Origin of the sequence: uncultured Pseudacidovorax sp. (genome assembly GCF_913773995.1) — a bacterium.
Lineage (GTDB): Bacteria > Pseudomonadota > Gammaproteobacteria > Burkholderiales > Burkholderiaceae_C > Xenophilus.
The window spans coordinates 1-26,587 of sequence record NZ_CAJYES010000038.1; the positions used below are offsets into that span (position 1 = coordinate 1).

Below are 26,587 nucleotides of genomic sequence, written 5' to 3' on the forward strand. Positions count from 1 at the left end.
GTGAGCGTCCAGTCGGCCCACCTTGATTCCGGTGAAAACCAAAGGATGCTCTTCTCCACCTAATTCTTGGTGGAGAAATGGACACTTCCGTAGCCCTCAGTGAAGGCCGGCGTCGCCGGCGAATTCATAGCGCTGAGTTCAAAGCGCATATCGTGGCCGCGTGCTGCCAACCTGGCGTGTCGTCGGCTTCAGTGGCGATGGCGAACGGCATCAATGCGAACCTTGTCCGTCGATGGGTCAAGGAGGCCGAGGTCGGCGCAGAGATTGAGCCGGGCGCCGCTGCGAGCGAGGCGAAGAGGGTAGCGCCGACGACGCCCGCGCCCAAGTTCTTCCCTTTGCCGATTCCGACACCGGCCTCGCCCGTCGCAGCCGACATCCGCATCGAACTGCAGCGCGGCGCGACGAGCGTCACGGTGACGTGGCCGGCAAGTGCAGCCAGCGAGTGCGCGGCCTGGATGCGCGAGCTGCTTCGATGATCCGCATCGATGCCCTGTGGCTGGCCGCCGAGCCCATCGACATGCGCGCCGGCGCCGAGCGTCTGCTGGCGCGCGTGGTGCAGGTGTTCGGAGTCGCCCAGGCCCATCACGGCTACCTCTTCGCGAATGCGCGCGGCACGCGCATCAAGCTGCTCGTTCACGATGGCTTCGGCGTGTGGTGCGCGGCACGGCGCCTGAACGCGGGTCGCTTCATCTGGCCGGTGGCCGCCGGCGTCACGCCGTCCCTGGCGCTCACGGCCGCGCAGTTCGACGCCCTGGTGCTGGGCCTGCCGTGGCAGCGCCTGCCCGAACTTTGCAGCATCGCTCGGGTGTGAGTCTGCGGGCATGTCGACCGTGAAGCGGTTGACAGTGCATGTGCCGATGGGCCTCGTCGGCCAGCTCTGGCACGATGCCACGCATGCTCGGCATGCTTGGTCTTCCCTCCACTGATCCTCAGGGTTTGCCGCCCGAGGTGGCCGCGCTGATCGTCCGGTTGCAGCAGCAGGTGCTGGACCAGGCGCAACAACTGTCCGAGCGTGACCAGGCGCTGGCCCAGCGCGACGCACTGCTGCAGAGCAAGGACCGTGAGATCGCGCTGCGCGAGGCCAAGATCGAGAAGATCCAGTTCGAGCTCGCCCGGCTCAAGCGCTGGACCTACGGGGCCAAGTCCGAGGCGATGAACGCAGACCAGCGTCGCCTGTTCGAGGAAACGCTGGCCGAGGACGAAGCCGCACTGCGTGCGCAGCTCGAACGTCTGCGCCGTGAAGCCGAGGCGGCTACGGCGGCCGCCGGCGCCAAGCCCAAGGCGCCGCCGCGCAAGCCGCGTCGCAACCCGCTGCCTGCACACCTGCGTCGCGTGGAGCATCGCCATGAGCCCGACCACACCGACTGCCAGGAACAAGGCTGCGGGCGCCCCATGCAGCGCATCGGTGAAGACGTCACGGAGCGACTGGATGTGGTGCCAGCCGAGTTCTTCGTGCACCGCCACATCTACGGCAAGTGGGCTTGCAGGCACTGCCAGACACTCAGGCAGGCCCCCAGCGTGCCGGAGATCGTCGAGGGCGGCATCGCCGCCAGCGGGCTGCTGGCGCACACGGCGATCAGCCGCTTCGTGGACCACCTGCCCTACTACCGGCAGGAGAGCATCAACGCGCGCTCAGGCGTGCACACCCCGCGCTCAACACTGGCCAGCGCGACGGGCCAGGTGGGCGCTGCGCTGGAGCCGCTGTACGAGCTGCACAAGCGCTTCATCCTGGATTGCCGTGTCGTGCACGCCGACGAGACGCCGGTGGCCTTGCTGGACCCGGGAGCGGGCAAGACACGCAGGGCCTATATGTGGGCCTACGCGCGAAGTTGGCACGACGCGGTGCCAGGGGTGATCTACGAGTTCTGCCGAGGCCGCGGGGCGCAGTACCCGCTGGCGTTCCTCAATGGCGAGGACAGGCTGGGCGCGCGGCGATGGTCCGGCACGCTGCTGACCGACCGCTACGGCGCGTATGACACCGTGGTGGACCCACGCCTGTACCCGGGTCGCATCAGCGCCGCATGCGCCGCCCATGCGCGCAGGAACTTCGAGGAGCTGACGAAAGATGGCACGAGCCCTATCGGGCTGGACGCGCTTCGCCGGTTCGCCCGCATCTACGAAGTCGAGGGTGAGCTCAAGGAACTCAGTGACGAGCAGCGTCTGGCGCAGCGCCAGCGCCAGCGCCTGGCCAGGCCGCTATGGCATGAGATGCGGCAGTGGCTCGAACTGGAGCGGCGCGTGGTCGCCGACGGCAGCGCGACGGCCAAGGCCATCGACTACACGCTGGTCCACTGGGCAGCCCTCACGCGGCAACTGGAGGACGGCGCCGTGGCGCTGGACAACAACCACCTGGAGCGGCAAATCAAGCCGTGGGCCATGGGGCGGCGCGCCTGGCAGTTCGTGGGCAGTGAACTCGCAGGTCAACGGGCCGCCGTCATCATGAGCTTGGTGCAGTCGGCACGGATGAACGGGCATGATCCCTGGGCCTACCTGCGTGATGTGCTGCGCCGTCTGCCGACGCTGCGCAACTCACAGCTGGACGAACTGCTGCCACATCGCTGGGTGCCAGCTCAAGCCTGAACTACCAATCGCCGTCAAGGTGGGACGGCCAGACGCTCACGGTGAATCTGATGTGCGAGGTGTTCGGGGTTTCGGGAGGTGGTTTTTATGCCTACTTCATGCGTTCCAGGCGCCGACGCAGCCCGGGAATGTGAGGCTGGGCGCTAAGGTGCAGCACGCTCACGCCAACGTGCCCGACTATATCGGGCACTTCTACAACACAGCGCGTCGCCATTCGACGCTGGGCTACTTCAGTCCCGTAGAGTTCGACGAATCTCGACAAGCTCAGGTCGGCGTGAACGAAACCGGCAGCAGCCCATGGCATCTGGAGCGAGGAGCAGTTCGAATTCGCATAGACGCAATCGACCAGCCCTTCTCACATCGACTTCGCCAACCCCATCTCCTTGATCAAAGGAGCCCATAGACCGTTCTCCTTTCCGATGAACCGCGCGAAATCATCGGCGCTGCCCGCACGGCGTATCCATCCGAGCTGAAGCGCCTTTGCTGTGAACGCGTCGGTCAGCAGCACTTCGTTGATGAGCCGGTTCAGGCGGTCCACGGTAGCGGGCGGTGTGCCCGCCGGAGCAACGAACCCAAACCATGCCAGCGCGTCGACGTCGTAGCCGGTCTCCTTCAATGTTGGCACATCAGGCAGTTGCTGAAGTCGAACCTGATCGAACACGGCCAATGGCCGGAATCTGCCCGCTTGGATAAATGGCAATGCCTGCGTGATCGATCCCATGTAGACGTCGACCTGATCTCCCAGCATCGCTTGGACCATGGGCGCATCTCCGGTGTACGGCACATGCGTCGTTTGAATGCCGGCCGCTCGATCAAGCAGCGCCGCGCACAGATTGGTGATGCTTCCGGCGCCCACCGATGCACGATTGATCTTGCCCGGGTGTGCCTTGGCGTATGCGACATACTCAGCAATGCTGCTGAAAGGCGCATTGGAACGTGCGATGAGCATGAGGGGCTGGTAGCCAAAGTGCGCCACGGGCACGAAGTCCTTGAAGGGGTCGTAGCTCATTTTTGCGAACAGTGTCGCGTTGTTGACGAGTGTGCTGTTGGATCCCACGAAGAGCGTTAGCCCGTCGGGCTTGGATCGGGCGACGTAATCGGCAGCGATCATTCCGGAGGCGCCGGGCTTGTTCTCTACGATTGTCTGCAGACCGCGCTTGGTCAGTTCGTCGGCAAGCTGTCGGGCGTACGCGTCAGTCGCACCGCCCGCAGGGTAGGGCACCACCAGTCGTGTTGTCTGTGCCTGTACGGAAAGGCTGACGATTAACCACGCGCCGAAGAGCAGAAGCGAACGGAAGATGAAAATCGGAGACATTGGATTCCCTCGAGTTGACGTCACATCGGCACAGGTGCACGGCGCGGTTCTGAGCGAGGCGCCTGATCAAGGACGGTCCTTGGAAATGCCATGGCGGCCGCCGCCATTGGGGCACTGTAGAGAGCGCTGTCGCCGTCCATGCTCAGGGAAAGCCATGGAAAGGCGGGAAGCAAATTCAGCGAGTGCTCAGGAATTGTTTCCACTGCAGCGACGTACGGACGATCGAGCGTCGGCCGCTTTGACCTAGGTGCTGTAAAGGCGCCCAGAGTCGACGCGCTCCGTTATGCCGGAAGGCGCCAGGCGCCGGCACTGATTGGAGTACTGTTGTCGGAGGCTGACCCTCGTCAGGCGGGCTGGTCTGCCTGCACGAAGTAGTGCGCCTCGCGGCGCAGCAACGTAGCCAGGTGCGCCGCTGCGGGCAACAGCGGGATGTCCAGCCGCCTGAACAGACAAATGGGATTACTGGGCAGCGCCTCAGTCACTTCGATCGCGGTGACGGTGTGAAGCCAGGGAAGTTGTCCAAGGAGTTGCCGAGGGAGCACGCAGATCATCCGAGTGGTGGCAAGCAGCGTCTGAAGAATGAGGATCGAGTCGCACTGGATCATCGCTCTCGGTGCCGACAGTCCATGTGCGCGAAAGGCGTCCGCCAAGGTTGCGCCAGGCCCCTGGGTCAAAGGGCCGGTGACGATCCACTCTGCATCGACGAGATCGGTCAGCGACCTTGCCTGCACCAGTGGGTTGGTTCGATGCGCCACAACAGCCAGATCGTTGGTGAACAAAGGCTCAATGTCAAAGTCTCCGTCGAGGCCGCTGCTTGGGATGGGGCCTATCGCGAAGTCCATTTCTCCACTCCGCAACGGCGCCAGGTGCTGGTGGTAGATGCCACCGACGATGTTCAGTCGGACCTCGGGCATCTGTTGTCGGAACCGAACGGTGGCCGCTGGCAGGATCGTGATGGCCGGGGTCATCGATGAGCCGATGGTGACAAGGCCGCTGCGCTTGCCGAGCATATGAGCCATCTCAACCTGCGCCTTCTCAACCTCTCCCGTAATGAGGCGGGCCCTGTGTAGAAATGCGGTGCCGTATTCCGATAGAACCGCACCGCGGGTCGTCCGAATGATGAGGGGCACATGCAATTCCTCCTCGAGTCTGGCGATGCTCTGAGTGAGCGCGGGTGGCGTGAGTCCTTGCATCCGCGCTGCAGCTCGGATGCTTCCGGTCGCCGCCACGGCAATGAAGTTCTCGAGTTCCCTGAGTTTCACGGTTATCTCCCGATAAGGGATTGGACCGCAACGGCCACTCCCGGGTGCTAAGCGCATCTTTGCACTTGGCGTGCGCTCTTCGCGAGTCCGTAAACCCTGGTGGATACGCTGTCGGCAGATCCACAACAACGCACAGAGACATGCATTCAACCCAGAAGGTGGCAGTCGTGACCGGTGCCGCACACGGCATTGGTCGCGCCATCGCGCTCAGGCTGGCGGGTGATGGTGCCAGCCTATGCCTCATGGATCGCGACATCGACACGCTGAATCGGCTCGCAGCCGAGATTGGCAGATCCCGCGCCAGGGTCGTGACCTGCGAAGTGGACTTCCTGAAGCCTGCTCAGATCGAGACGGCCTTCGCGCAGACCCAAGCGGCCTTTGACCGTGTTGACATCCTCGTCAATAACGTAGGGCACAGTCTTCGGGAGGCCATGGCGCCTTTTGAGGAGCTTCCCGTCGAAGCCTGGGATCTCATGCTCGATGTCTGCCTCAAGCCTGCGATGGCTTGCGTCCGGCAACTGCTGCCCTCAATGAAGCGCAATCGACTCGGCAAGATCGTCAATATCGGCTCCGACTCCGCCTTCGTAGGGCCTCGTGCCAACGCCCCTTACGCCGCGGCGAAGGCCGGGATCATCGGTTTCAGTCGGGCCTTGGCCCGTGAGGTCGCACCCTTCGGCATCAACGTCAACGTGGTCGCGCCCGGCTACATCCGGACCCGAGCCATGGAAGCCCATTCGCCTGAGCAGCTCGCGCGGATCGTCGGCGATACCCCTCTGGGCATCATCGGAGAGCCTGACGATGTTGCCAACGCGGTGGCCTTTTTCGCAGGCGATCAGAGTCGATTCGTCACAGGGCAGACCCTGATCGTCAACGGTGGACGCTGGTTCAACTGAACGACTCGAATGGAGCGAACAATGGAAGGAATCAAAGGCAGGGTGGCACTGGTCACGGGCGCTTCGCGTGGCATCGGGGAGGCTGCCGCTCGTCAGCTTGCGCGATGGGGGGCCACGGTTGTGTTGGCCGACCTTCGTGAGCCGGAAGGGGCGCAAGTTGCTGCGCAGATCGCCGGGGCAATGTTCATGCCGCTCGATGTCGGCTGTGAGCAAAGCTGGACGAATGTCGTGCAGACCGTTGTCGCATTACATGGCCGGATAGATATCCTGGTGGCCAGCGCAGGGATATACCAGACGGCGTCGTTGAACGAAACCTCCCTGGCCTTCTACGAAAGAATCGTCAGGGTGAACCAGGTAGGGGTGTTTCTCGGAATGCGTGCGGTTCTACCCGCGATGCGGGAGCGTGGCGGGTCGATCATCAACCTCTCCTCCACATCGGGATTGCGCGGCAACCAGAACTCCATCGCTTACGGGGCAAGCAAATGGGCAGTGCGCGGGATGACCAAAGTTGCCGCAATGGAGTTTGGTGCGTATGGCATTCGGGTGAACTCGGTCCACCCAGGCCTCATCGACACCGCGATGAATCACGAAGAGATGGGACACGAGCGCATCCGCGAGGTGGGCGCAACCGTCCCCTTGGGCCGACCTGGCGAGGCAGACGAAGTCGCGTCCGTCATTTGCTTTCTCGCGTCGAATGCCAGCAGCTACGTGACGGGGGCCGAGTTCGTTGTGGATGGTGGTAGTACGGCAGGAGTACTGCGCCGCGCGTTTGACGCGCGGCCCCCAGGCGTTACCCAAGGGCCTATCGCTGGTCAGAAGGTGTGACGGATGCCGAAGTCGTAGCCCAGGGCGCTCTTCGGCAGATAGCGGCCCGTGGCGACGGAGAACGGGTCGGTACCGCCAACCGTGAGCGCAGCGGGCGGCAGTCCACCTGCATAGGCAGGGTCGTTCTTGTTGTCGATCTTGGCGATGCTGGCGTAGAGCGCTGTGCGTTTGGAAAGCATGTACGTGTATCCGAGCGCGAGCTTGTTCGCCCGAGGTGCGCTGCCCGCGACGAACGGCCTGCCATCCAGGAACCGGGCGGTCGAATAGGAAGCACGGATCAGACCCGCGCCCACGGGCACGCTCAGGCCAAGCAGGTAGCCGTTGAGGCCGTTCGTGTAGTTGGCATTGAGCCCGGGGCCTTGAAACTCGTCGCGCACGCGAGAGGCCTCGGCAAACACCTTGACCACCTCGAAGTCGTAGGTGGCCCCGACGTTGTAGGACTTGTTGACTCGCCCGGTTGTCGCCGTATCGACCAGTCTGGCTTCTCCGTAGGAAAGCGCAATGTTGAGCGACTGGTTCTGATAGCCGAAGCGGGCCCCGGCGTAGCGGCCAGCGTCATTGCTGTTGGTGGCGATGTCGCGCGTCACGACCTTCTCCGGAAATGCATAGCTCAGCTGACCGTAGAAGCCGCCAATGTTGGGCGGCAGGAAGTAGCTGACGGTATTGCTGGTGCGGATGTAGTTGACGTTGCCGAACGCGGCGGCCGCGGTCGCGCTGTAGATGATGCTGGTGCCTACGCCGTTGCTGGTAAAGGGGTCGAAGACCGAGTCGTTCCAGAACGTTGGCGTGTAGTCGCGGCCCAGTCGGATCTCCCCGAGCGGACCAGAGAGACTGACCGTCGAGCGACGGTTGAAGAACACCGTCGAGGACGTCGTGATCCCCGAGGTCACACCCGTGCCTCCGACGTTGCCGACGTCGTTGGCCAGCGCAGTTTCGAGCCAGAAGCTTGCGCTCCAGCCGGCGCCCAAGTCCTCGACGCCCCGAAAGCCCAGACGACTGGTCGCATTCCCCGAGTTGGAAAGCGCGGTCTGCGTCTGCTTGCGCTGAAGGCCGGTCAGCGGATCTCGAGCGGTCATCTCGTAGCGGCTCACGCCGGCATCCACGATGCCGAACATGGTGACCGAAGACTGTGCATGCGCGCCGAACGACAGCGACGCGGCGATGGAGAGAGTAAGTTTTTTCATGGCGTTGAGCGGTTAGGGGGGCGCGTGGACGATGGCTTCGCTGCGGTCGCGCTTCACGGCGAAGACAGGGAAGCTCAGTCGAGCTGCAGGGCCAGGGTCTTTGCCAGCTTCTCGTTGATCGCCACCTGCTCAGACAGGAAGCGAGCGAACTGCGCCGGCGTACTTCCGACCGGCTCAAGTCCACGCTGCGCCCAGTTGGACTGCAACTGAGGGTCCTTGATGGCCTCCACTACGGCGGTGTGCAGCCGAGCGATCACGTCGGCGGGTGTGCCGGCGGGCGCCAACAGGCCGTCCCAGGCCCCACGGACATAGTTCGGATAGCCGGATTCCGCCACCGTCGGGACATTGGGCAGCGCAGCAAGCCGGTTACCTCCCAGCGCGGCGATCGGCACCAGCCGCCCTTCCTTCATGTGGGGGCCCGTCGAGGTGTAGGCATCGAACATTAGGTCGATCTGACCTCCGATCAGGGCTGTCACGGCCGGTGCGCTTCCGTTGAAGGGAACATGCAGCATCTTGATGCCGGTCATCTGCTGGAACTCCTCGGCCTCGAGATGTGGCGAGGTGCCGGTGCCTGCCGTGCCATAGCTCAACTGCCCGGGTTTCGATCTGGCCAGCGCAATGAACTCCTGCAGGGTCCTGGATGGCACCCGTGTCGGGTTGACGACGATGAGATGGTTGTCGTTGGCGAACTGAGAGATCGGGGTGAATTCGCTGACTTTGTGCAGCGGCTTGCGATAGAAGATCGTCGAACTCACGAAGGACGAAGATGCGATCAGCAGGGTGTAGCCGTCGGGCTCTGCCCGGGCCGCGATCTGCGTGCCCAGCATGGTGCTTGCACCGGGCTTGTTGTCCACGACAACGGCTTGTCCCAAGCGGGATTGCAGTTGCACCGCGAGTTCTCGGCTCATCGCGTCCAGGGACCCGCCGGCCGCGTAAGGCACGATGATGCGGATCGGCTTTCTTCCGGGGTAGGCCTGTGCCCAGGCCTTTGCGCCAAGGCCCGCCAGCAGCGAAGCCGCACTCATGCTTATCAGTCTTCTCCGTCCAAGGGAAGGCGTCATGTTGTCTCCTTTTGTTGTGGTAGCAAACAGGGATCGAAAGCAGGCTAGGGACCAGTTGGGCGCCGTACGATCAAAGCGTCGACGGCCACAATGCCCCTTGCTGAGCAGATAAGCGGGTTGACGTCGATCTCTGCAATGAGGTCTGCGAAATCCGCGGCAAGCGACGAGACGCGCGAGATGATCCGGGCCAAAGCGACCCGGTCCACCACAGCGCTGCCACGAAAACCGTCGAGGAGCTTCGACGCGCGCAGACGATCCAGCATGTCGGCTGCAGCGGTCGGGCCGATGGGCGCGAGATCGACGACCGTATCGCGCAGAAGCTCAACGAGCGTGCCGCCCATGCCGACAACAATCAGCGGACCGAACTGATGGTCGGCGCGTGCGCCGACCATCAGCTCGAGCCCAGCCGGGATCATTGGTTGAACAATTACGCCGGTCAGGCGAACATGGGCCCCTGCAGCGCGTGCTCGCTGCGAGATCAATGCGTGAGCACGACGAACTGCCGAATCGTCCGCAAGTCCCAGTTGAACGACGCCCGCCTCGGTCTTGTGCGGCAGATCGGGCGATTCGCCCTTCAGCACGACCGGGTAGCCCGCCCGTCTTGCCGCCTCGACAGCTGCATCCGCACTATCGACGAGGGTCTCCTGGACCACCGGTACGCCATAAGCCTGCAGGATCTGCTTCGACTCGCGCTCCGTCAGGACGTCTTCGCGGGCTGCAAGCAGCCAACGCCTGACGTCAGCACGTGTGGCTGAGTCGGCCGTTGCGGGTCTGTCGCGCTCGTGGGCGGTGTGATCCCAGGCGTGCCAATCCTGCCATCGACGCAATGTTGCGAAGCACCGGTCGATGGAGCGAAAGAGGCCCATCGACGGTTCCTGTTCAGTCTCTTTTGCACCGGGGCCACAGAGCCATTGGGACACCAGTACGTTCGCGGCTGCCTTGTCTGCCTGCCTTGCAAGCTCTCCGATCGCTCGAATGCGTGGAACGGCAAACTCATAGGCTTGCGGCTGGGCCATGATCACGGCTCCGAAGGCGGGATCGTCGAGAAGCGCGCCGGCGCATGCGGATAGCGATTCCGGGTCGGACATGACCTGCGCCGTCACATCGCAGGGGTTGCGCGCCGAGCCGAAATCTGGGATGCGCGAGGTGAGCACCTTATGCGCCTGGGGGCCCGGCTGGGGCATGTCGATGCCATGCCGCTGTGCTGAATCGGCTGCCATGATCGCAGCGCCGCCAGATGTGCTGATCATGGCGACGCCCGCAGCCTTGGGAGTGGGCGCCTTGACCATGAACGACACGACCTCAAGCAAATCCTCGAAGCGTTCCACGACGATGGCGCCGACCCGCGCGAACGCGGCGTTGTAGGCTTCGTTGGAGCCTGCGAGCGAACCGGTGTGCGACGCGGCCGCCTGCGCGCCAGCGGTGCCGGTCGCCGTCTTGCAGACCACCAGCGGCCTGCCGTTGCTCCGCGCCAGGGCTGCGGCTTCAAGAAAGCGCTGTGGCTCTGCCAGCCCTTCGATGACGCATGCAATGCCGCCGCAGTGCGGCGCCTCCGCCAGGTACGCCACCAGGTCCGCAACATCCACGTCGCAGGAGTTGCCGCTGGCCAGCACATGGCTGAACGCCACGCCCAACTCGGCGGCCTGGCCGAGTGAGTTCGACATGGCACCGGACTGGGTCGCCACGCCGATAGCGGGACGGGTGGGCACGCCAGCCTTGGAGTAGGTCGCGAAGGACAGGAGAGCCTGGGCTGAATAGTTGGCAAAGCCCATGCTGTTGGGGCCGAGTATGCGCAGCCCGGAGCGGGCGGCGATCTGGCTGAGACGGGCCTGCAACGCCTTTCGCTCGGGCATTCCGGTCTCCGCGTACCCCGAGGCGAAGATCAGCACGCCGCCAACGCCAAGCCGGGCGCACTCCTCCACATAGGATTCGACCAAGTCGCGCGATACCGCGATGACCACGCAGTCGGGAACTTCGGGCAGGCTATCCAGAGACGGATGGCAGAGATGCTGGCCAATGCGCTCGTAGCGGGCATTGACCAGGTAGATCCGGCCCGGGAAATCTGTCAGCTGAGAGAAGGTGCGCTCGCCAAAGGCACCGGCGCGCGGGGAGGCGCCGACGATGGCGACGCTCCCGGGTTCCAGCAGCCGCCGCAGATCGGCGTGGCGGTAGACAGGGCGCGTCGGCGTCATGCTACGTGCTCCTGGGCTGAAAGGCGATCAAGGTGATGGCCACAGTCGCCCCAGATCGACCCAATGGCGATGAGTCGCCGGAAGCAGCGCGAAGCCGGCAACTCGTCGGTCATGCCCATGCCGGCAAAGGTCTGCATGGCCGCTTCGCCCAGCGGTCGGCTGTAGCGACCCACCATGGCCTTCGCGCTGGACACCTCGCGGCGCCTAACTGAAGGGTCGATGTGTTCCGCATGGGCGGTGGCGAGCAGGGCTGCCGAATGCAACTGTTCGGTGAGCAGCAACATGTCTGCGGCGCGATGCTGCAGCACTTGAAATCGCCCTATGGCTTGCCCGAACTGCGTGCGGGTGGTCAGGTGCTCCAGCGTGAATTCGCGCAGGCGTGCGGCGGCGCCCCATGCTTCCGCACACAGCGCCGCCACACCTTTGTCCAGGGCCTCGTCAAGCACCGCTTGCGCGTTGGCGGGTCCTAGCACCCGATCCGGGCCAACCACCACCTGATCGAAATGGATGTCGGCGATCCATCTCCCATCAATGGCGGTTTGAGGATGCACGCTGACACCGGGCGCCTGCGCGTCAACGCAAAGCAGCCGGAGCGCGCCGTGCGTGTCCACTGCCGTCACGATCAGCAACTGGGCGTCCAACGCATCGTTGACCACGTACTTTGTGCCCGTCAGCTTCTGCCCGTCCCACAGAACGTCCGAGCGGTGTGGAGCGAACCGCGGGCCCGCATCCACAAGCGCCAGCGCAATGCGCAGGGAGCCATCCGCCAACGTGGGAAGCCACCGATCCTGCTGCTCCTGGCTGCCTCCATACCGCAGAAGATGAGCGCCGATCACCGCGCTGCCGACGAAGGGCAGCGATATCCCATGGCGGCCCAACGCGACCATCACGAGATACACGTCCGTGAATGGCCGATCCAGCCCGCCGTGACTTTCGGGGATCTGGAGGGCCGTGAGTCCCATTTCCGCGCAGCGGTGCCAGCGTTCGGAGGCGGAAGGCGAATCAGGGGGATCCGGCAAGGGCCAACCGCCTGGGCCAGCCTCGCGGGAGAGAAAGCGCTCCAGCGTGTCGGCGAGCATGCGCTCGTCGTCGTCGAGATTGAAATCCATGGACTCGCTGCTCAAAGACCCAGAACGGTCTTGCTGATGATGTTTTTCTGAACTTCGGTAGTGCCGCCGAAGATGGTGACCTTGCGCCAGTCGAGGTAGTGCGCGGCCAAGGCGTGCTGCATTGCCGACACAGGCAGCACGGCGCCAGGGCCGCTTTCCCACGCCACTTCCCGGGCCTGTCGCAGATGCCTCAGACTTTGCGGTCCGCCGCAGTCCAGCATCAGGGCCGTGATGGCCTGCTGAAGCTCCGTGCTCCGGATCTTCAGGATCGACGCCGCGGCGCCCGCAGACTCGCCGTGGTCGTCCGCGGAGATCACTCGCAGCACCGTCCACTCGTGCGCCTTCACGTCGAGCTCGAGCTCGCGCAAACGATCGCGCAGGCGCAGATCTGCAGGCTCAGGCGCTTCCATCCGGGGCGCCAGCACCTGCTTGGCGAAGTGCAGGAAGCGCTTGCAAAGCCCGACGCCGGCAAGGTCGGTGCGCTCATGCGTCAGCAGGTACTTGGCGATCGTCCAGCCGTGGTTCTCCTCGCCGACACGCATGCTCACCGGGACTTCGACGTCATCAAGGAACACATCGTTGAGGTCATGCACGCCATCTGTCGAGATGATGGGCCGCACGGTCACGCCCGGCGCCTTCATGTCGATCAGCAGGAATGAGATCGAGGCCTGGGGCTTGCCGCTGTCTGTGCGCACCAGGCAGAACATCCAGTCGGCCCAATGCGCCCAGGTCGTCCACGTCTTCTGGCCGTTGACCACATAGACGTCGCCGCGGCGTTCGGCGCGCGTCTGCAGCGACGCGAGGTCGGAGCCCGCACCCGGCTCCGAATAGCCCTGGCACCACCAGTCCTTCAGCCGCCATATCCGGGAGAGGAAGCGCTCTTTTTGCGCCTCGCTGCCATAGCGTTGGAGCACGGGGCAGATCATGTTCACATGAGGGATGAGCCGCGGTGCGCCAGCCAGGAAGCACTCCTCGTCGAAGATCTTCCGCTGCATGGCGTTCCAGCCAGGGCCACCATATTCCTTCGGCCAGGCGGGGCCCGCGAAGCCGTGGTCCGCCAGTGTGTTGTGCCATAAGACGAAGTCCGCGCGCTCCAGTCGCTGGAACTCCATGACCTTCTTCTTCAGCGATCCAGGCAACTCGGCCGCGAGGAAGTGGCGAATCTCGGCGCGGAAGGCGCGCTCGAACGCGTTCTCGAACAGTTCCATGCGAGCTCCGATCTATCGGCCCGTGAACCGGGGGGGGCGCTTCTCGCGGAACGAGGCCACCGCCTCGGCGTGATCGCGACTCATGGCCGAGAGATCCTCGAGCGCAATGGCGGCAGGCATGACGGCTTCGGCCAACTGCTTGAGCACGATATTGATGCTCGCCTTGGTGCCCCGAATGGCCTGGCCTGCACCCTGAGCGAGGCGGCGGGCGATCTCATCCACCGTGGCATCCAGGGCGTCGGCCGCAACGCTGCGGTTGATCAGCCCGATCCGGGCAGCGTCCTCCGCCGTCAGGAGGTCGCCGGTGAGCAGAGCTTCCTTGGCCCGCGCAAACCCCACCAGCTGAGGCCACAGCAGGCTGCCCCCGTCTGCGGCCACCAGACCGACCTTGACGTGAGGGTCGCCAATCTTGGCGTGCGAAGCGGCGTAGCTAAGGTCGCACAACAAGGCTACGGAGGCACCCAGCCCGGTAGCCGGGCCATTGATCTTGGCGATGACCGGCTGTGGGCAGTCCAGCATCGACATCACCAGTCTCCTGGAACGCTGGGAGGCGGCCTGGAAAAGCCCGGGGTCGTCGATCATGCGTTGCATACCGTCGATGTCCCCGCCAGCGCTGAAGGCCTTGCCGGCACCGGTTAGCACGATGACGGCGGTGTCCTTGTCCTGCGGTACCTCGCGGAAGAGGCGCTCCACCTCGGGTCCGAGCGTGTCACCGAACGCATTGAGCGCTTCGGGTCTGTTGAAGGTGACGTGAAGGACGCCAGCGTCACGTCGGAAAAGTAGCTTCTGGTAGCTGTCGAACTCAATCAAGGCGCATGTCTCCGGCACTTTCGATATGCAGCGATGCTATTTACCGGTGAGCGCAAAGGTGAGACAGCGAAGCGAGCAAGTGCAAAGCTTTTCTTGCTCATTGAAGGGCTTCAGTTCTACGAGCTGAACTGCCCTCCCTGACATCCTGCGACGCGGCTGCATGGTGCAGCCACCGTAGCTTGTGAGGTGATACGCCGACGCCCACGTCACCAACCACGGAAAAAGGCGGACCATCGCCGCAGGTCAAGATCCGCGTCTAGCCCCTCTGCTGCATTGGCCTCGGCAAGCGGGCCAGATCAGAGGTGTGGGCTGCTGTCGATCAGGGCACGAAAACGTAATCGCTCAGCGAAGGCCGACGCCTCGTGCAGGGATTCCCCTCGGGATTTCTCTCGCTGCGCCATAGATGGATAGCCGACCTGGGTCGCTGAGCGGTTAGACGGGCCCCGGTTCCAAGCCATTCCAGCACGCATGTGATCAATCGACCAGACACGCACCCTCGCGTCTGCGCGGGACTTACGATCATTCGGTCAGCTTCACTCACATCACCATGGACCACCAGCGCTAACAGTACCTCAAGGTCGACATCGACGACGACGGCGTGTGCGTCGTCACGCTCAATAGACCGGACACGCTCAACGCTGCAGGCGGCCCGATGCATCCGGAGCTGGAGCGCATCTGGGTCGACATCAACGACGACCCCTGCATCAAGGCGGTCGTGCTCACGGGCGAGGGGCGCGCCTTCTCCGCGGGCGGCGACCTCAAGGGAATGGCGCAGCGTGTGGGCACGCACAAGAACTTCCTCCACTCCCTCAACCAGCCGGCCGGCACGCGTCGGCTCTGGAACAACCTGACCGACGTCCAAGTGCCCATCGTCGCCGCCATCAATGGGGACGCCATCGGCCTCGGATGCACGCTCGCGCTCTTCTGCGACATCACTGTCATGGCCGACACCGCTCGGATCGGCGACACCCATGTGCGGGTAGGCCTGGTGGCGGGCGACGGGGGCGCCGTGATCATTCCGCTGCTCGTGGGCGTCGGCAAGGCCAAGGACATGATGCTGCGCGGCCGGTTGCTGTCGGGCACGGAAGCCCGGGCCATGCCGCGCCGGCAGCCCGCGACCGGATCCGCACACCGGCTGCCCGCACTACAACCCGATCGTGTAGCCGCCGTTGACCGACAGATGCTGGCCCGTCACGTAGGAGGCCGCATCCGAGAGCAGGAAACACACCGGGCGCACCACCTCCTCCGCGGCGCCCCAACGGCCCAGCGGAATCTGCTGCAGGTAGGTGTCGCGGAATTTCTCGCCGCGAATGGTTTCGGTCATCGGGGTCTCGACCACGCCGAAGCCGACGGTGTTGACCCGGATGTCGTGCCGGGCCCATTCGCGGGCGGCGCACATCGTCATGCCGAGTACGCCGGCCTTGGCGGTGCCGTAGTTGATTTGGCCGATGGTGCCGCGCCGGCCTGCGTCGGACGAAATGTTCACGATGGCACCGCTGCTGCTCGCGCCCTCCTTGCCGCGGGCGATCAAGTGGCGTCCCAAGGCCTGCAGGAAGTAGAAGGAGCCGGACAGGTGCACGTCGATCACAGTCTGCCAGGCATCGATCGACATCTTGTCGATCATCCCCGTGCGGGTCACGCCGGCGTTGTTGACCAATCCATTGACGTTGCCAAAGGCGGCAACGCCTGCTTCGATGGCCTGCTGGGCGACGGCCGGGTCGGCCACGCTGCCGGCCACGGTGGCGCATCGATCCGGACCGAGCGCCTCGCGCAGGTTGGCCAGTGCTTCGGCGTTGAGGTCCACGGCGACCACCCGGCCACCCAACTGGACGATGGCCTCGCCGAGGGCCCGGCCGATGCCCTGGCCGGCACCGGTCACGATGACCTGGCGGTTCGAGAGAGAGAAGGTGCTGTCGTTCATGTGCTGCTTCAGGACGGGTTCAGAGGGTGTCGCTGGTGCCGAGCACCAGGGTGGCCTGGCTGGAGAGTTCGCCGCCGTTGCCGTGGGCCAGTGCCAGCTGGGCGCCGTGCACCTGACGTTCGCCTGCCTTGCCGGCAAGCTGCTGCGCTGCCTCCACCATGGTGAACAGGCCGTACATGCCCGGATGAACGCAGGACAGTCCGCCGCCGTTGGTGTTTACGGGCAGCGTGCCGCCAGGGGCGATCCGGCCGTCTTCGACGAAGGCTGCGCCTTCGCCCTTGCGGCAGAAACCAAGGTCTTCGAGGAACAGGATGGTGTTGAGTGTGAACGCGTCATAGAGCTCGACCACGTCGACGTCGGCGGGCTTTACGCCGGCTTGTGCCATCGCCCGCGGGCCGCAGAGGGAGGCCGCCGTGACCGTCAGGTCCGGCATATTGGTGATGTCCCTGTGCCAGGTCGCTGCCGCCCCGCCCAGCAGATAGGCCGGACGCGTGCACAGATCCCTCGCCCGGTTGGCCCGAACCATCACCACCGCCGCGGCTCCGTCGGTCACCAGGCAGCAATCGCGGACCGAGAAGGGGTCGGCCACCATGCGCGCTGCCAGGTACTCGTCCATGGTCAGCGGCTCGCGCATGAACGCGTCCGGGTTCTTCTGCGCCCATTGCCGCGCGGCGATGGCCACTGCGCCCAACTGCTCCCGCCGAAGGCCGTACTGGGCCTGGTAGCGCGACGCAGCCAGTGCATAGGCACCCACGGGACGTGCCAGCTTGTAGGGACCCTCGTAGGGGGAGGGCCGCATCGAGCTCACCAGCTTGCCCGCACCGCTGCGCTGGTTGCTGCCGTAGGCGATCAAGGCGACGTCGCACAGGCCGGCGTCCAGTGCCAGCGCCGCGTGGATCGCGTGGGTCAAGAACGCGGACCCACCCGTTCTGTTGTTGTCCGTGAGGCGCGGCGAGATGCCGAAGTACTCGGTCAAGCTCAATCCGGAGAGAAAGTCGTCGGGCAGGCCGATAAACAACCCGTCGACATCGGCCGGTGTGAGGCCCGCCTGCGCGAGCGCTCGGACACTGGCGCTGGCCGCCAGGTCCAGCGAGGACAGTCCTGGCGCCTCCCCGATGCCATAGGTGGCTGAGCCGACGATGGCGGTGCGACCCCGGGGAAAGCGTTCGCTGCTGCTCATGGCATCTCTCCTTGTTCGGCTTCGGGATGGAAGACGACCAGCGGCTGGCCATCGTCGCCTCGAGCGATGCGGGCGCGCACGGCCATGCCGATCCGAACGGCCTCGGGGGCGATGCCTTCGACGCGGCTCATCATCCGGGGCCCTTCCTCCAACTGGACCAGGCAGACGTTGTAAGGCGAGGCCGGTGCGCGCGCGCGCATCACGGTGGTCGCGTAGACCGTACCGCGGCCGCTGGCGGCCACCCATTCGAGGTCCGCCGCGCCGGTGCGCGGCTCGACCACGCGAGGGTAGAAGACATGGGCGCCCGAACTGCGCGAGCGCTGAATCATGAAGCGGCCTTGCCCCAGGTGGGCAAAGTACTCCTCTTGGGGGTGAGGTATTGCTGTCATCGTCGTTATCCTTGGGATTGCGGCCACTGATAGAGGGCGGGCTCCTTGTCCATGAAGCGCTGCACTGCTTGCTTGTGATAGGTGCTTTCGCGGCAGAGGGCCTGCGCCAGGGCCTCCTGTCTGTAGACCGTATCCCGATCCGATTCAAAGGCCCGGTTCATGGTCGATTTCATGAGAGCGATGGCCCCCGGCGGCGCATGTCGGAAGCGCTCTGCCAGCGCCAGCGCCGCATCGAGGACCGGGCCGGCGTCGGCCACCTCGTGCACCAGGCCGATGCCGAGTGCTTCCGAGGCGCCGACCACGCGTGCAGAGAAGGCCAGCTGCTTGGCGCATGCGAGGCCGACCGCCCGCGGCAGCAGGTACATGGCCGCCATGTCGGGCACGTAGCCGACGCGTGCGAAGACCGCACAGAAGGTGGCGCGGGGCGATGCGATCACGAAGTCCGCCGCGAGTGCCAGCGAGAGGCCCGCGCCGAAAGCGACGCCATCCACGGCCGCGATGACCGGCTTTTCCAGGTCGACCAGATCATCGAACCAGCGCTGCATCGTGACGATGCGGCTTCGGCCTTCGAACACGTCGCCCTGGCTGGCGCCCGAGCCGATGGTTCGAACGTCGCCCCCCGCACAGAAGTGCGCTCCTGCCCCTGTCAGGACCACCGCGCGGACGCCGGGGTCGTCCCGCAAGGCAGGGATGGCGTGGGCGAAGGCTTCGCGCAGCTCGAGGTCGAGCGCGTTGCGTGCCTGGGGACGGTTCATGGTCAGCACCGCCGTGCCGCCATGCCGTGCGATCTCTAGGACGGGCATGAAAGAATCCTTTCAGTAACGCAACTGCATCAGCCACCGTGCAACGAGTGCCGGCCGGGTGGTGTCCTGCGCCCGGACTTCCACATGCCAGTGGCAGCGCGCTTCGCTCTCGCTCAGTGTTTCGACCTGATCGAGGCGAAAGCTCGCGGACAACAGCGATCCGCTGGGCACGGGCGCAGTGAAGCGCACCTTGTCGAAACCGTAGTTCAGCGCCAGCTTTCGCCCTGGAAAAGCAAAGAGGCGGTGGTACCAGCCGGTCAACAGCGACAACGTCAGCAGGCCGTGGGCGATGGTGGTGCCGAAGGGTGATTCCGCCACGGCACGCACCGGGTCCACGTGGATCCACTGAGCGTCGTGCGTGATCTCGGCGAAGGTGTCGATCACGCTCTGGCTGACCTGGATCGGCTCGGTCGAATCGACGGTGGTGCCGACGAAGGCCTGCAGCGAAGCGATGGAATCGAAGGAGTGCGTTTGCGACATGGCCGGCCTCAATCCGCACGGACGCCGAGGGACTTCGCCAGGGGCATCCAGAGCTTGCGCTCGCCGTCAATGAAGGCTGCGAACTGCTGCTGCGTGCCTAGCATGGGCTGGGCGCCAATGGTGCGCAGTTTGTCCACAAGTTCGGGTTTCTTCAGCGCCTCATTCACCGCGCGGTTCATCCGTTCGACGGCGGCTGGGGGTGTGCCGCTGCGTGCCATCAGGCCGAACCAGGCCGCGGCTTCGAGGCCCGGGAAGCCCAACTCGGCGGCGGTGGGGACCTCAGGCAGCTGCGGGAAACGCTGCCCGTCCAGGATCAGCAGCGGCACGATCCGGCCTGCGCGGGCCTGCGGCATGCAGGAGGGCAGCGCATCGAACATGATGTCTACGTTGCCACCCATCATGCTGGTGATCGCCGGCGCGCTGCCCGCGAAGGGAACATGCGTGACCTTGAATCCCATCTTGCGCGCCGCGTATTCGCCGGCCAGGTGGGTGATGTTGCCGCTGCTGGCGGAACCCATGGTGAAACCATTCGGCATCTTCTCGCCCTTGGCGATGAGAGCTTTGAGATCGGAAGCGCCCAGGTCCTTGCGCGTCACCAGCAGCAGCGGCGCCTTGCCCATGCCTGCCACGGGCACGAAGTCGCGTGCCGGGTCGTAGGGCATCTTGTCGTAGATGGCCTGATTGATCACGATCGGCGCGTTGGCCCCGACGTAGAAGGTCTGGCCGTCCGGCTCGGCGCGCAGCACGCTTTCCGCGGCGATCATGCCGGCGGCACCTCCCTTGTTGTCGATGATGATCGGCACGCCAAGCGCGGCCGATGTGCCGTTGGCCACCAATCGGGTGATCTGATCTGCGGCGCCCCCGGCCGGATAAGGGACGACGAAGCGGATCGGCCTTCCGCTGGGCGCGTCCTGTGCCATGGCGAGCCCTGGCCCTGCAGTACCGAGCGCCAGCAGCAGCATGCTGATGAGCGCTGCACGGCGTTGGCGCGGGCGGCGAGTGGTGGATGTGTTCATGTCGATGTCTCCTTGGTCCGAGTTATCGGCTGGCGCCGACTGCCTCCGTTCCTGCAATTCCCCTCGGCCTTACCCAAGCGCATGGGGATGAGAGGCAGGCTTGCTTGCGATGGTGTCGTTCTCCGAGCTGTGTCTGGTGCCGTCTAGCTGCCCTGCACGCTGCGCACGAAATCGCCGATGCGCTCGCCGCTGTCGAGCAGAGCCTCGCCGACCACGCGGTGCCAGTGGGCCTCCGAGCCGTGAGCCATCCGCCAGGCATGCAGGCGTCGGGTATGGAGCTGAAGCTCGTATTCCTCGGTGACGCCGATGGCTCCGTGCACGGCATGCGCCATCGGCGCGATCAGGCCCGCGGCTTCGCTTGCGCGTGCTTTGGCGAATGCAGCGGCGAGCAGCATCGGCCGCCGCTCACCGCTTGCAAAGGCGGACGCCACAGCAATGCGCGTGGCCGCCACGTGCTCGGCCATCACCGCCAGCTGGTGCTGGATTGCCTGAAACTTGCCGATGGAGCGGCCGAACTGGATGCGGTCGTTGCAAAAGGCCAGTGCCAGATCGAAGCTGCGGCCCAGCGCGCCCGCGAGCAGCGCGGCATGCAGTGCGGCGCCCCAGGCTTCCAGATCCTGTGCAGTGGCGTCGGTCTCGAGGCACCGCGCATGTCGGACAGCGGCCGGCTCCCAACGGAGATGGCACAGGCTGTCGCGGTACAGACCGAGTGGCTCGCGCTTGGCCAGGCCGGCGTCGAGCAGCCACAGTTCTCCCTCTAGCGCGCCGACCACCTGATCAGCCAGAAGGCCGAAAGGCAGCTGCGGCGCCATCAAGGTGCCGTCGGCCTGTCGTCGCAGTGCCGGAGCCAGGGTGATGATGCCCTCCGGCGGCCGACTGCCGGGCTGCAACAGCGCGCGCAGTGCGATGGCCTGGCCGACAGGCAGCGGCATGGCGCAGGCGCCCAGTAGTTCGAGCAGGGGCCGGACCTCGGCCAGGCCGAGTCCGGCGCCGCCGTCTTTCTCGGTGGCCATGAGTTCAAGAAATCCGGCCCCGGCCACGGCCTGCCACAGGGCATTGGCCCGGTCGGGCGACGTCTCGATGGCACGGACATGTGCCGGCGTGCAGTGGTCCTGCAGGATGGCGTGGAGCGCTTCGGTGAACATCGTGGTGTCTCCTCTGCCGCTCAGCGCAGACCCAGTCCGCGGGCGATCATTCCGCGCAGGATCTCGCGGGTGCCGCCGCGCAGCGAATAGGTGGGGCTGATCTGGCTGACATAGGCGCAGGTGCGCAGCAGCTCCGCATCGATGGGCTCGCCGGGCGAGTCGCCCAGTACCGCTTCGATCACAGCCGGAATTTCCTGCTCGAAGGTGGTGCCCAGCTCCTTGACCAGTGCCGCTTCGATGACCGGGCTTTCGCCCGCCGCCAACCGGGCGGTGAGGGACAGCGAGAGGCCCCGCAGTGCGGCCAGGTGCGTGGCAAAGCGGCCCGCTGTGGCGGCATGGCGACGGCCGTCCTGACGACGCAGCCAGTCGATCCAGCGGTCCAGCAGTACCACGCTCGAATAGATGCGCTCCGGCCCGCTGCGCTCGAAGGCGAGTTCCGCATTGACCTGCGTCCAGCCGCTGCCTTCCTGGCCCACGAGCGCGTCGTCGTCCAGATGAACCTCGTCGAAGAAGACCTCGGAGAAATGCGCGTCGCCGGCCAGATCGACGATCGGCCGCACCGTCACACCGGGCAGAGAGAGATCGACGATGAACTGGGACAGGCCCTTGTGCCGATCCTCTGCCGTGCCCGAGGTGCGCACCAGGGCGATCATGTAGTGGCAGCGATGGCCGTTGGTGCTCCAGATCTTCCGACCCGACAGCGACCAGCCGCCGCCGGGCCGGGGCGTGGCGCGGGAGCCCACGCTGGCTAGGTCCGAACCGGCGTTCGGCTCGCTCATGCCGATGCAGAAGAAGGCCTCTGCGCGGCAGATGCGGGGGATATAGAAGGCGCGCTGCGAATCAGTGCCGAACTTCTGGATCAAAGGGCCGCTCTGGCGCTCGGCGATCCAGTGGGCGGATACGGGAGCGCCTGCCATCAGCAGTTCTTCCACCAGGACGAAACGCGAGAAGGCATCCATGTGTGCCCCTCCGAAGGCCTGGGGCAGCGTGACGCCGACCCATCCCCGGTTGGCCAGCTTGCGGCTGAAGTCGGCGTCGAAGCCCAGCCAGGAGCGCGCGCGGCGATCGGCAGGCAGCGCAGGCATCTCACGTTCGAGGAATGCGCGGACTTCCGCGCGCAGGGCTTGCGCGCGTTTCGGCAGGCTGGCGGGCTCGAAGGTGTCGAGAACGGTATTCATTGGCTGTGAATCAGGTTTGGCCGATGGCTGGTGTGGCGCGATCAGATCGCGCCGTGCGCTCGCAGTTGAGCCATGCGCTCAGCGGAAAGCCCTAGGTGTTGGGCCAGAACGGCCTCGGTGTGCTCGCCGAGCGCCGGGGCGGCATGCTCGTAGCACAGTGGTGTGTCTGAAAGCCGAATCGGACTGGCCACTGCCGGGGCATCTACACCTGCGGCATGCGGCAGAGACAGGCGCATGCCGCGATGCTGGATCTGCGGATCCTCGAACATCTGCTGAATGTTGTTGATGGGTCCGCACGGAACGTTCGCCGCCTCCATGCGCTCGACCCATTCGCCCATCGTGCGACCCAGCATGGCGGCCGCGATCTCTGGAATCAGCACCGCCCGGTTCCGGTTGCGCTGAGCGGGCGTGGCGAAGCGCGGGTCGGTCGCCAGGTCCTCGCGGCCGATCACGCCGCAGAAGCTGCGGTACTGCCCGTCGTTGCCCACGGCAACGATGACCTCGCCTTCCCTGCAGCGGAACACCTGGTAGGGAACCATGTTGGCATGGGCGTTGCCCATGCGCTGTGGCACCTTGCCCGACAGCAGGTAGTTGATGCTCTGGTAGGACGTGACTGCGACCACGCAGTCCAGCAGCGACATGTCGATGTGCTGGCCCTTGCCGCTGATGTGCCGGTGCTCCACTGCAGCCAGAATGGCGGTGGTCGCGTACATGCCGCACAGGAGATCGCTGATGGCCACGCCCGACTTCATCGGCTCGTCGCCTGGGGTGCCGGGCGGCTGTCCAGTGATGCTCATGAGACCACCCAGGCCCTGGAACACAAAGTCGTAGCCAGGCAGGGAGGCATAGGGTCCGGTCTGACCGAAGCCGGTGATCGAACAGTAGATCAGCCGTGGGTTCAGCTCCGACAGGCTTGCGTAGTCGAGCCCATAGCGGGCGAGCGTGCCTACCTTGTAGTTCTCCACCACCACATCGGCCTGTCGGGCGAGGTCGCGGATCAGCGCTTGGCCTTCCGGATGCGCGAGATCGACGGTGATGGACTTCTTGCCGCGGTTGGCAGACAGGAAGTAGGCCGAATCGGACGTCTCCTCGCCATTGGCATCGCGCAGAAAAGGTGGGCCCCAGGCACGGGTGTCGTCCCCGGGGCCCGGGCGCTCGACCTTGACGACCTCCGCGCCAAGGTCGGCCAGGTTCTGCGTTGCCCAAGGCCCGGCAAGGATGCGGGTGAGGTCCAGCACCTTCAGGTGCCCGAGCGCTGTCTTCGTCACTTGGCTTGTCTCCGCAGGATGAAATCGGTGGCGAGCATAGGAGTCGCCACGTCAGCCGGTCCAATATTGTTTTTTCTTATTTCAATACTGTTTGTGTATCGACGGAGGCGCTGCCTAAACTGCACCGGCAGACCTCTTCGATCCGTGAACATGGCGGCCGGCAAATGAAAGCAGCCCTGTTTGATTCGGCGCTGATGGCACCCTCACAAGGAGACACAAACCGTGGGCGATTTCCTTTCGTATGCCCGGTCGGGCCACATCGTGACCCTGACCATGAACCAGCCCGAGCGGCGCAATCCCCTCACCGGCAATACCGCGGTGGAGGAGTTCTTGGCCGCCATCGGCCGCATCGAGGCGGATGCGGGTGTCCGCGCGGTCATCCTCACTGGCGCAGATCCCGCCTTCTCGGCGGGGGGCGACATCAGGACCATGCAGCAGCAGGCGGACCCGTCCGTCGACCCGGCACGCATCCGCAACGACTATCGACGCGGCATCCAAAAATTGCCGCTGGCGCTCTTCAACCTGGAGGTGCCAGTCATCGCGGCCGTGAACGGACCTGCCATCGGTGCGGGCCTCGATCTGGCCTGCATGTGCGATCTGCGTATTGCCTCGCAGCAGGCGAAGTTCGCGGAGAGCTTCGTGCGGCTAGGCATCATCCCGGGCGATGGCGGGGCCTGGCTGCTGCCGCGTGTCATCGGTATGGCGCGCGCTGCGGAACTTGCATTCACGGCCGACGTGATCGACGCGGACAGGGCTCTGGAGTGGGGTCTCGTTTCGCGAGTCGTTGCGCACGCATCGCTGATGGACGAAGCCCAGGCGCTGGCCGAACGCATTGCAGTGCACCCGCCTCAGACCATGCGCATGACCAAGAAGCTGATGCGCGAGGCCCTCCACACGCGGCTGGACACATTGTTGGAGATGTCGGCGGCGTACCAGGCTCTTGCGCACAAGACGCCCGAGCATGCGGAGGCGGTGAGCGCCTTCCTCGAAAAGCGCGCGCCGAACTTCCGCAGTTGACGCAAGCTGCCAGCCGGACGATGAACCTGCCGCCTTCTCTTCCCGAGCGGGGAAGCCCATTACTGGATCTGCGCCGGGTCCGCCAGTTCGTCGTCCTGGCGGAAACGCTGAACTTCCGACGTGCTGCGGAGCGCCTGCACATGGCGCAGCCCCCGTTGTCGGTATCCATCCAGAAGCTGGAGTCTGAAGTCGGAACCCGGTTGTTCGAGCGGGGAGGCTCGGGCGGTGTGACGCTAACGCCCAGCGGCCATGCGGCGCTGGCGGAGGCCCGCCGTCTTCTCTTCCAGAGCGGCCGATTCTGCGAGGCAGCCACCGCTGCGGCGCAGGGAATGGGCGGTGCATTGCGTGTGGGCTTCGTGGGCTCGACGACCAGTGGCGTGCTTCAGAGGGTGGTGCGGCTCTTTCGTGCCGAGTATTCGGCCGTGGAACTGGTGCTCAAGGAAAGCACCTCCGTGGGCATCCTGGAGCAGGTGGAGTCGGGTGCTTTGGATGTAGGCCTGGTCCGCACGCCGCTCATGGTGACGGCCCGGGTGGCGCTGTCATCTTTGTTGTCCGAACCGTTCGTCGTGGCATTGCCTGCCGCCCATCCGCTGGCGCGGAGTTCTGAACTGCGTTTGGACGAGTTGGCCCAGGAGTCCTTTGTCTTCTATGGGCGCGGGGACGCTGCCGGCCTGCATGCCATGGCGATGCTCGCCTGTCAGTTGGCCGGCTTTCTGCCACGCGTGAGCCAGGAGGCCACACAGGTGCAGACGATCCTGTCGCTCGTGGAAAGCGATCTGGGCGTGGCCCTGGTGCCGTCGATCATGCGGGATGCCCCCAACCCACGCATTGCTTATCGGGACATCATCGATTACCCCGCAGCAGCAGGGCTGGGATTGGCGGTCGTCTTGAGCACCGACCGCCCCGTGCCTGCAGCTCAGCGCTTTCGAGACATTGCCGCGCAGGCGCAGGCACTGGCTCCACATTGGCGCTGAGAGGCCGCACAAGCTTCACCGTTGATGTCGACCACGCCGCGCAGAAGTGCGGCTGCTTTATCCAAACACACAGAGAAGGATTGCCAATGAAAATCCTGGTCCCCGTCAAGCGGGTCGTCGACTACAATGTGAAAGTGCGCGTCAAGAGCGACGGCAGCGGGGTGGACATCGCCAACGTCAAGATGAGCATGAACCCCTTCGACGAGATCGCCGTCGAAGAAGCGGTGCGGTTGAAGGAAAAGGGCGTGGCCACCGAAGTCATCGCCGTCAGCTGCGGCGAGGCCAAGTGCCAGGAAACGCTGCGCACCGCCATGGCCATCGGCGCCGACCGCGGCATCCTGGTCGAGACCACCGAAGAGCTGCAGCCCCTGGCCGTCGCCAAGCTGCTCAAGGCCCTGGTCGACAAGGAACAGCCCGGCCTCATCATCCTGGGCAAGCAGGCCATCGACGACGACGCCAACCAGACCGGCCAGATGCTCGCCGCCCTGGCCGACCTGCCGCAGGCCACCTTCGCCAGCAAGGTCGAAGTCGAAGGCGACAAGGTCAAGGTCAAGGTCACCCGCGAAGTCGACGGCGGCCTGGAAACCCTCAGCCTGAGCGTGCCGGCCGTGGTCACCACCGACCTGCGCCTCAATGAGCCGCGCTACGTCACGCTGCCCAACATCATGAAGGCCAAGAAGAAGCCGCTGGACACCGTCAAGCCCGAGGACCTGGGCGTGGATGCCAAGCCGCGCCTGAAGACCCTCAAGGTCAGCGAGCCGCCCAAGCGCGGCGCCG

General features: G+C 65.1%; 25 protein-coding genes and 2 pseudogenes. 10 read left to right on the forward strand and 17 right to left on the reverse strand.

All coding sequences use genetic code 11. The annotated features are described in order from the left end of the window. Positions 1-77 precede the first annotated feature (77 nt). The 4 genes and pseudogenes from QZ772_RS03730 to QZ772_RS25475 form a co-directional block, all read left to right on the forward strand. Positions 78-476, forward strand: coding sequence for a transposase (locus tag QZ772_RS03730; RefSeq protein ID WP_295523152.1), 399 nt, complete (start codon positions 78-80; stop codon positions 474-476). Next, positions 473-811 (forward strand): IS66 family insertion sequence element accessory protein TnpB, encoded by a 339-nt coding sequence (gene tnpB / locus QZ772_RS03735; protein ID WP_295523154.1) that lies wholly within the window; start codon positions 473-475, stop codon positions 809-811. Before QZ772_RS03730 ends, tnpB begins: the two co-directional genes overlap by 4 nt. An 83-nt stretch (positions 812-894) precedes the next feature. Next, positions 895-2,580, forward strand: a complete 1,686-nt coding sequence (locus QZ772_RS03740; RefSeq protein WP_295523156.1) for an IS66 family transposase — start codon at positions 895-897, stop codon at positions 2,578-2,580. 157 nt (positions 2,581-2,737) lie between these two features. After that, positions 2,738-2,833, forward strand: a pseudogene (locus QZ772_RS25475) (IS3 family transposase); the annotation flags it as partial. A 102-nt stretch (positions 2,834-2,935) separates the two neighbouring features. Here QZ772_RS25475 and QZ772_RS03745 read toward each other — a convergent pair. Continuing rightward, positions 2,936-3,895 carry a tripartite tricarboxylate transporter substrate binding protein gene (locus QZ772_RS03745; RefSeq protein ID WP_295523158.1) on the reverse strand — a complete coding sequence of 320 codons (960 nt, stop codon included), beginning with the start codon at positions 3,893-3,895 and terminating at the stop codon, positions 2,936-2,938. 344 nt (positions 3,896-4,239) lie between these two features. Next, on the reverse strand, positions 4,240-5,157 hold the full coding sequence (locus QZ772_RS03750) for a LysR substrate-binding domain-containing protein (protein WP_295523160.1): 918 nt from the start codon (positions 5,155-5,157) through the stop codon (positions 4,240-4,242). Between the two features lie 140 nt (positions 5,158-5,297). Here QZ772_RS03750 and QZ772_RS03755 point away from each other — a divergent pair, with 140 nt between their 5' ends. Both QZ772_RS03755 and QZ772_RS03760 read left to right on the forward strand, forming a co-directional pair. Continuing rightward, entirely contained in the window at positions 5,298-6,050 is a 753-nt protein-coding gene (locus tag QZ772_RS03755; protein ID WP_295523162.1) for an SDR family oxidoreductase, read from the forward strand. Between the two features lie 21 nt (positions 6,051-6,071). After that, entirely contained in the window at positions 6,072-6,875 is an 804-nt protein-coding gene (locus QZ772_RS03760; protein ID WP_295523164.1) for a glucose 1-dehydrogenase, read from the forward strand. Here the strand turns inward: QZ772_RS03760 and QZ772_RS03765 are convergent. From QZ772_RS03765 to QZ772_RS03790, 6 genes are all read right to left on the reverse strand, one after another. Further along, positions 6,863-8,059 carry a porin gene (locus QZ772_RS03765; protein WP_295523166.1) on the reverse strand — a complete coding sequence of 399 codons (1,197 nt, stop codon included), beginning with the start codon at positions 8,057-8,059 and terminating at the stop codon, positions 6,863-6,865. The two genes, QZ772_RS03760 and QZ772_RS03765, sit on opposite strands and share 13 nt — an antisense overlap. Before the next feature lie 74 nt (positions 8,060-8,133). After that, positions 8,134-9,084, reverse strand: coding sequence for a tripartite tricarboxylate transporter substrate binding protein (locus tag QZ772_RS03770; RefSeq protein WP_295523168.1), 951 nt, complete (start codon positions 9,082-9,084; stop codon positions 8,134-8,136). Positions 9,085-9,164: 80 nt separating this feature from the next. Further along, positions 9,165-11,312, reverse strand: a complete 2,148-nt coding sequence (locus tag QZ772_RS03775; RefSeq protein WP_295523171.1) for an acetate--CoA ligase family protein — start codon at positions 11,310-11,312, stop codon at positions 9,165-9,167. Further along, positions 11,309-12,421 carry an acyl-CoA dehydrogenase family protein gene (locus QZ772_RS03780; protein ID WP_295523173.1) on the reverse strand — a complete coding sequence of 371 codons (1,113 nt, stop codon included), beginning with the start codon at positions 12,419-12,421 and terminating at the stop codon, positions 11,309-11,311. The genes QZ772_RS03775 and QZ772_RS03780 overlap by 4 nt, the downstream gene beginning before the upstream one ends. Before the next feature lie 11 nt (positions 12,422-12,432). Then, complete coding sequence (locus QZ772_RS03785; protein ID WP_295523175.1) at positions 12,433-13,629, reverse strand: acyl-CoA dehydrogenase family protein; 1,197 nt, start codon at positions 13,627-13,629, stop codon at positions 12,433-12,435. A 12-nt stretch (positions 13,630-13,641) separates the two neighbouring features. Beyond that, the gene (locus QZ772_RS03790) at positions 13,642-14,439 is read right to left on the reverse strand and encodes an enoyl-CoA hydratase-related protein (protein ID WP_295523177.1); all 798 of its coding nucleotides are present in this window, start codon (positions 14,437-14,439) and stop codon (positions 13,642-13,644) included. A gap of 598 nt (positions 14,440-15,037) precedes the next feature. On the opposite strand from QZ772_RS03790, the pseudogene QZ772_RS25480 reads away from it, so the two are divergent. Then, positions 15,038-15,526: pseudogene (locus tag QZ772_RS25480) on the forward strand (enoyl-CoA hydratase/isomerase family protein); the annotation flags it as partial. Between the two features lie 57 nt (positions 15,527-15,583). Here QZ772_RS25480 and QZ772_RS03795 read toward each other — a convergent pair. The 9 genes from QZ772_RS03795 to QZ772_RS03835 all read right to left on the reverse strand — a co-directional run bounded on the left by QZ772_RS03795 (position 15,584) and on the right by QZ772_RS03835 (position 23,819). After that, a complete protein-coding gene (locus QZ772_RS03795) occupies positions 15,584-16,360 on the reverse strand; it encodes an SDR family NAD(P)-dependent oxidoreductase (RefSeq protein WP_295523179.1) in 777 nt (258 codons plus the stop codon). A gap of 19 nt (positions 16,361-16,379) precedes the next feature. Next, positions 16,380-17,540 carry a thiolase gene (locus QZ772_RS03800; RefSeq protein WP_295523181.1) on the reverse strand — a complete coding sequence of 387 codons (1,161 nt, stop codon included), beginning with the start codon at positions 17,538-17,540 and terminating at the stop codon, positions 16,380-16,382. Beyond that, positions 17,537-17,929 carry an OB-fold domain-containing protein gene (locus tag QZ772_RS03805; RefSeq protein ID WP_295523183.1) on the reverse strand — a complete coding sequence of 131 codons (393 nt, stop codon included), beginning with the start codon at positions 17,927-17,929 and terminating at the stop codon, positions 17,537-17,539. Before QZ772_RS03805 ends, QZ772_RS03800 begins: the two co-directional genes overlap by 4 nt. Positions 17,930-17,934: 5 nt before the next feature. Further along, the gene (locus tag QZ772_RS03810) at positions 17,935-18,732 is read right to left on the reverse strand and encodes an enoyl-CoA hydratase/isomerase family protein (protein ID WP_295523185.1); all 798 of its coding nucleotides are present in this window, start codon (positions 18,730-18,732) and stop codon (positions 17,935-17,937) included. Between the two features lie 12 nt (positions 18,733-18,744). Beyond that, positions 18,745-19,212 (reverse strand): MaoC family dehydratase, encoded by a 468-nt coding sequence (locus QZ772_RS03815; protein WP_295523187.1) that lies wholly within the window; start codon positions 19,210-19,212, stop codon positions 18,745-18,747. An 8-nt stretch (positions 19,213-19,220) separates the two neighbouring features. Then, on the reverse strand, positions 19,221-20,132 hold the full coding sequence (locus tag QZ772_RS03820) for a tripartite tricarboxylate transporter substrate binding protein (RefSeq protein ID WP_295523201.1): 912 nt from the start codon (positions 20,130-20,132) through the stop codon (positions 19,221-19,223). A gap of 239 nt (positions 20,133-20,371) precedes the next feature. Further along, the gene (locus QZ772_RS03825) at positions 20,372-21,373 is read right to left on the reverse strand and encodes an acyl-CoA dehydrogenase family protein (protein WP_295523189.1); all 1,002 of its coding nucleotides are present in this window, start codon (positions 21,371-21,373) and stop codon (positions 20,372-20,374) included. A gap of 20 nt (positions 21,374-21,393) precedes the next feature. Next, positions 21,394-22,551 (reverse strand): acyl-CoA dehydrogenase family protein, encoded by a 1,158-nt coding sequence (locus QZ772_RS03830; protein WP_295523191.1) that lies wholly within the window; start codon positions 22,549-22,551, stop codon positions 21,394-21,396. 41 nt (positions 22,552-22,592) lie between these two features. After that, positions 22,593-23,819 carry a CaiB/BaiF CoA-transferase family protein gene (locus QZ772_RS03835; RefSeq protein WP_295523193.1) on the reverse strand — a complete coding sequence of 409 codons (1,227 nt, stop codon included), beginning with the start codon at positions 23,817-23,819 and terminating at the stop codon, positions 22,593-22,595. 222 nt (positions 23,820-24,041) lie between these two features. Between QZ772_RS03835 and QZ772_RS03840 the strand changes: the two genes are divergently transcribed. The 3 genes from QZ772_RS03840 to QZ772_RS03850 form a co-directional block, all read left to right on the forward strand. Next, positions 24,042-24,836, forward strand: coding sequence for a crotonase/enoyl-CoA hydratase family protein (locus QZ772_RS03840; protein ID WP_295523195.1), 795 nt, complete (start codon positions 24,042-24,044; stop codon positions 24,834-24,836). A 20-nt stretch (positions 24,837-24,856) separates the two neighbouring features. Then, on the forward strand, positions 24,857-25,810 hold the full coding sequence (locus QZ772_RS03845; RefSeq protein WP_295523197.1) for a LysR family transcriptional regulator: 954 nt from the start codon (positions 24,857-24,859) through the stop codon (positions 25,808-25,810). 86 nt (positions 25,811-25,896) lie between these two features. Beyond that, a partial coding sequence (locus tag QZ772_RS03850; protein WP_295523199.1) for an electron transfer flavoprotein subunit beta/FixA family protein occupies positions 25,897-26,587 on the forward strand: 691 nt, incomplete at its 3' end.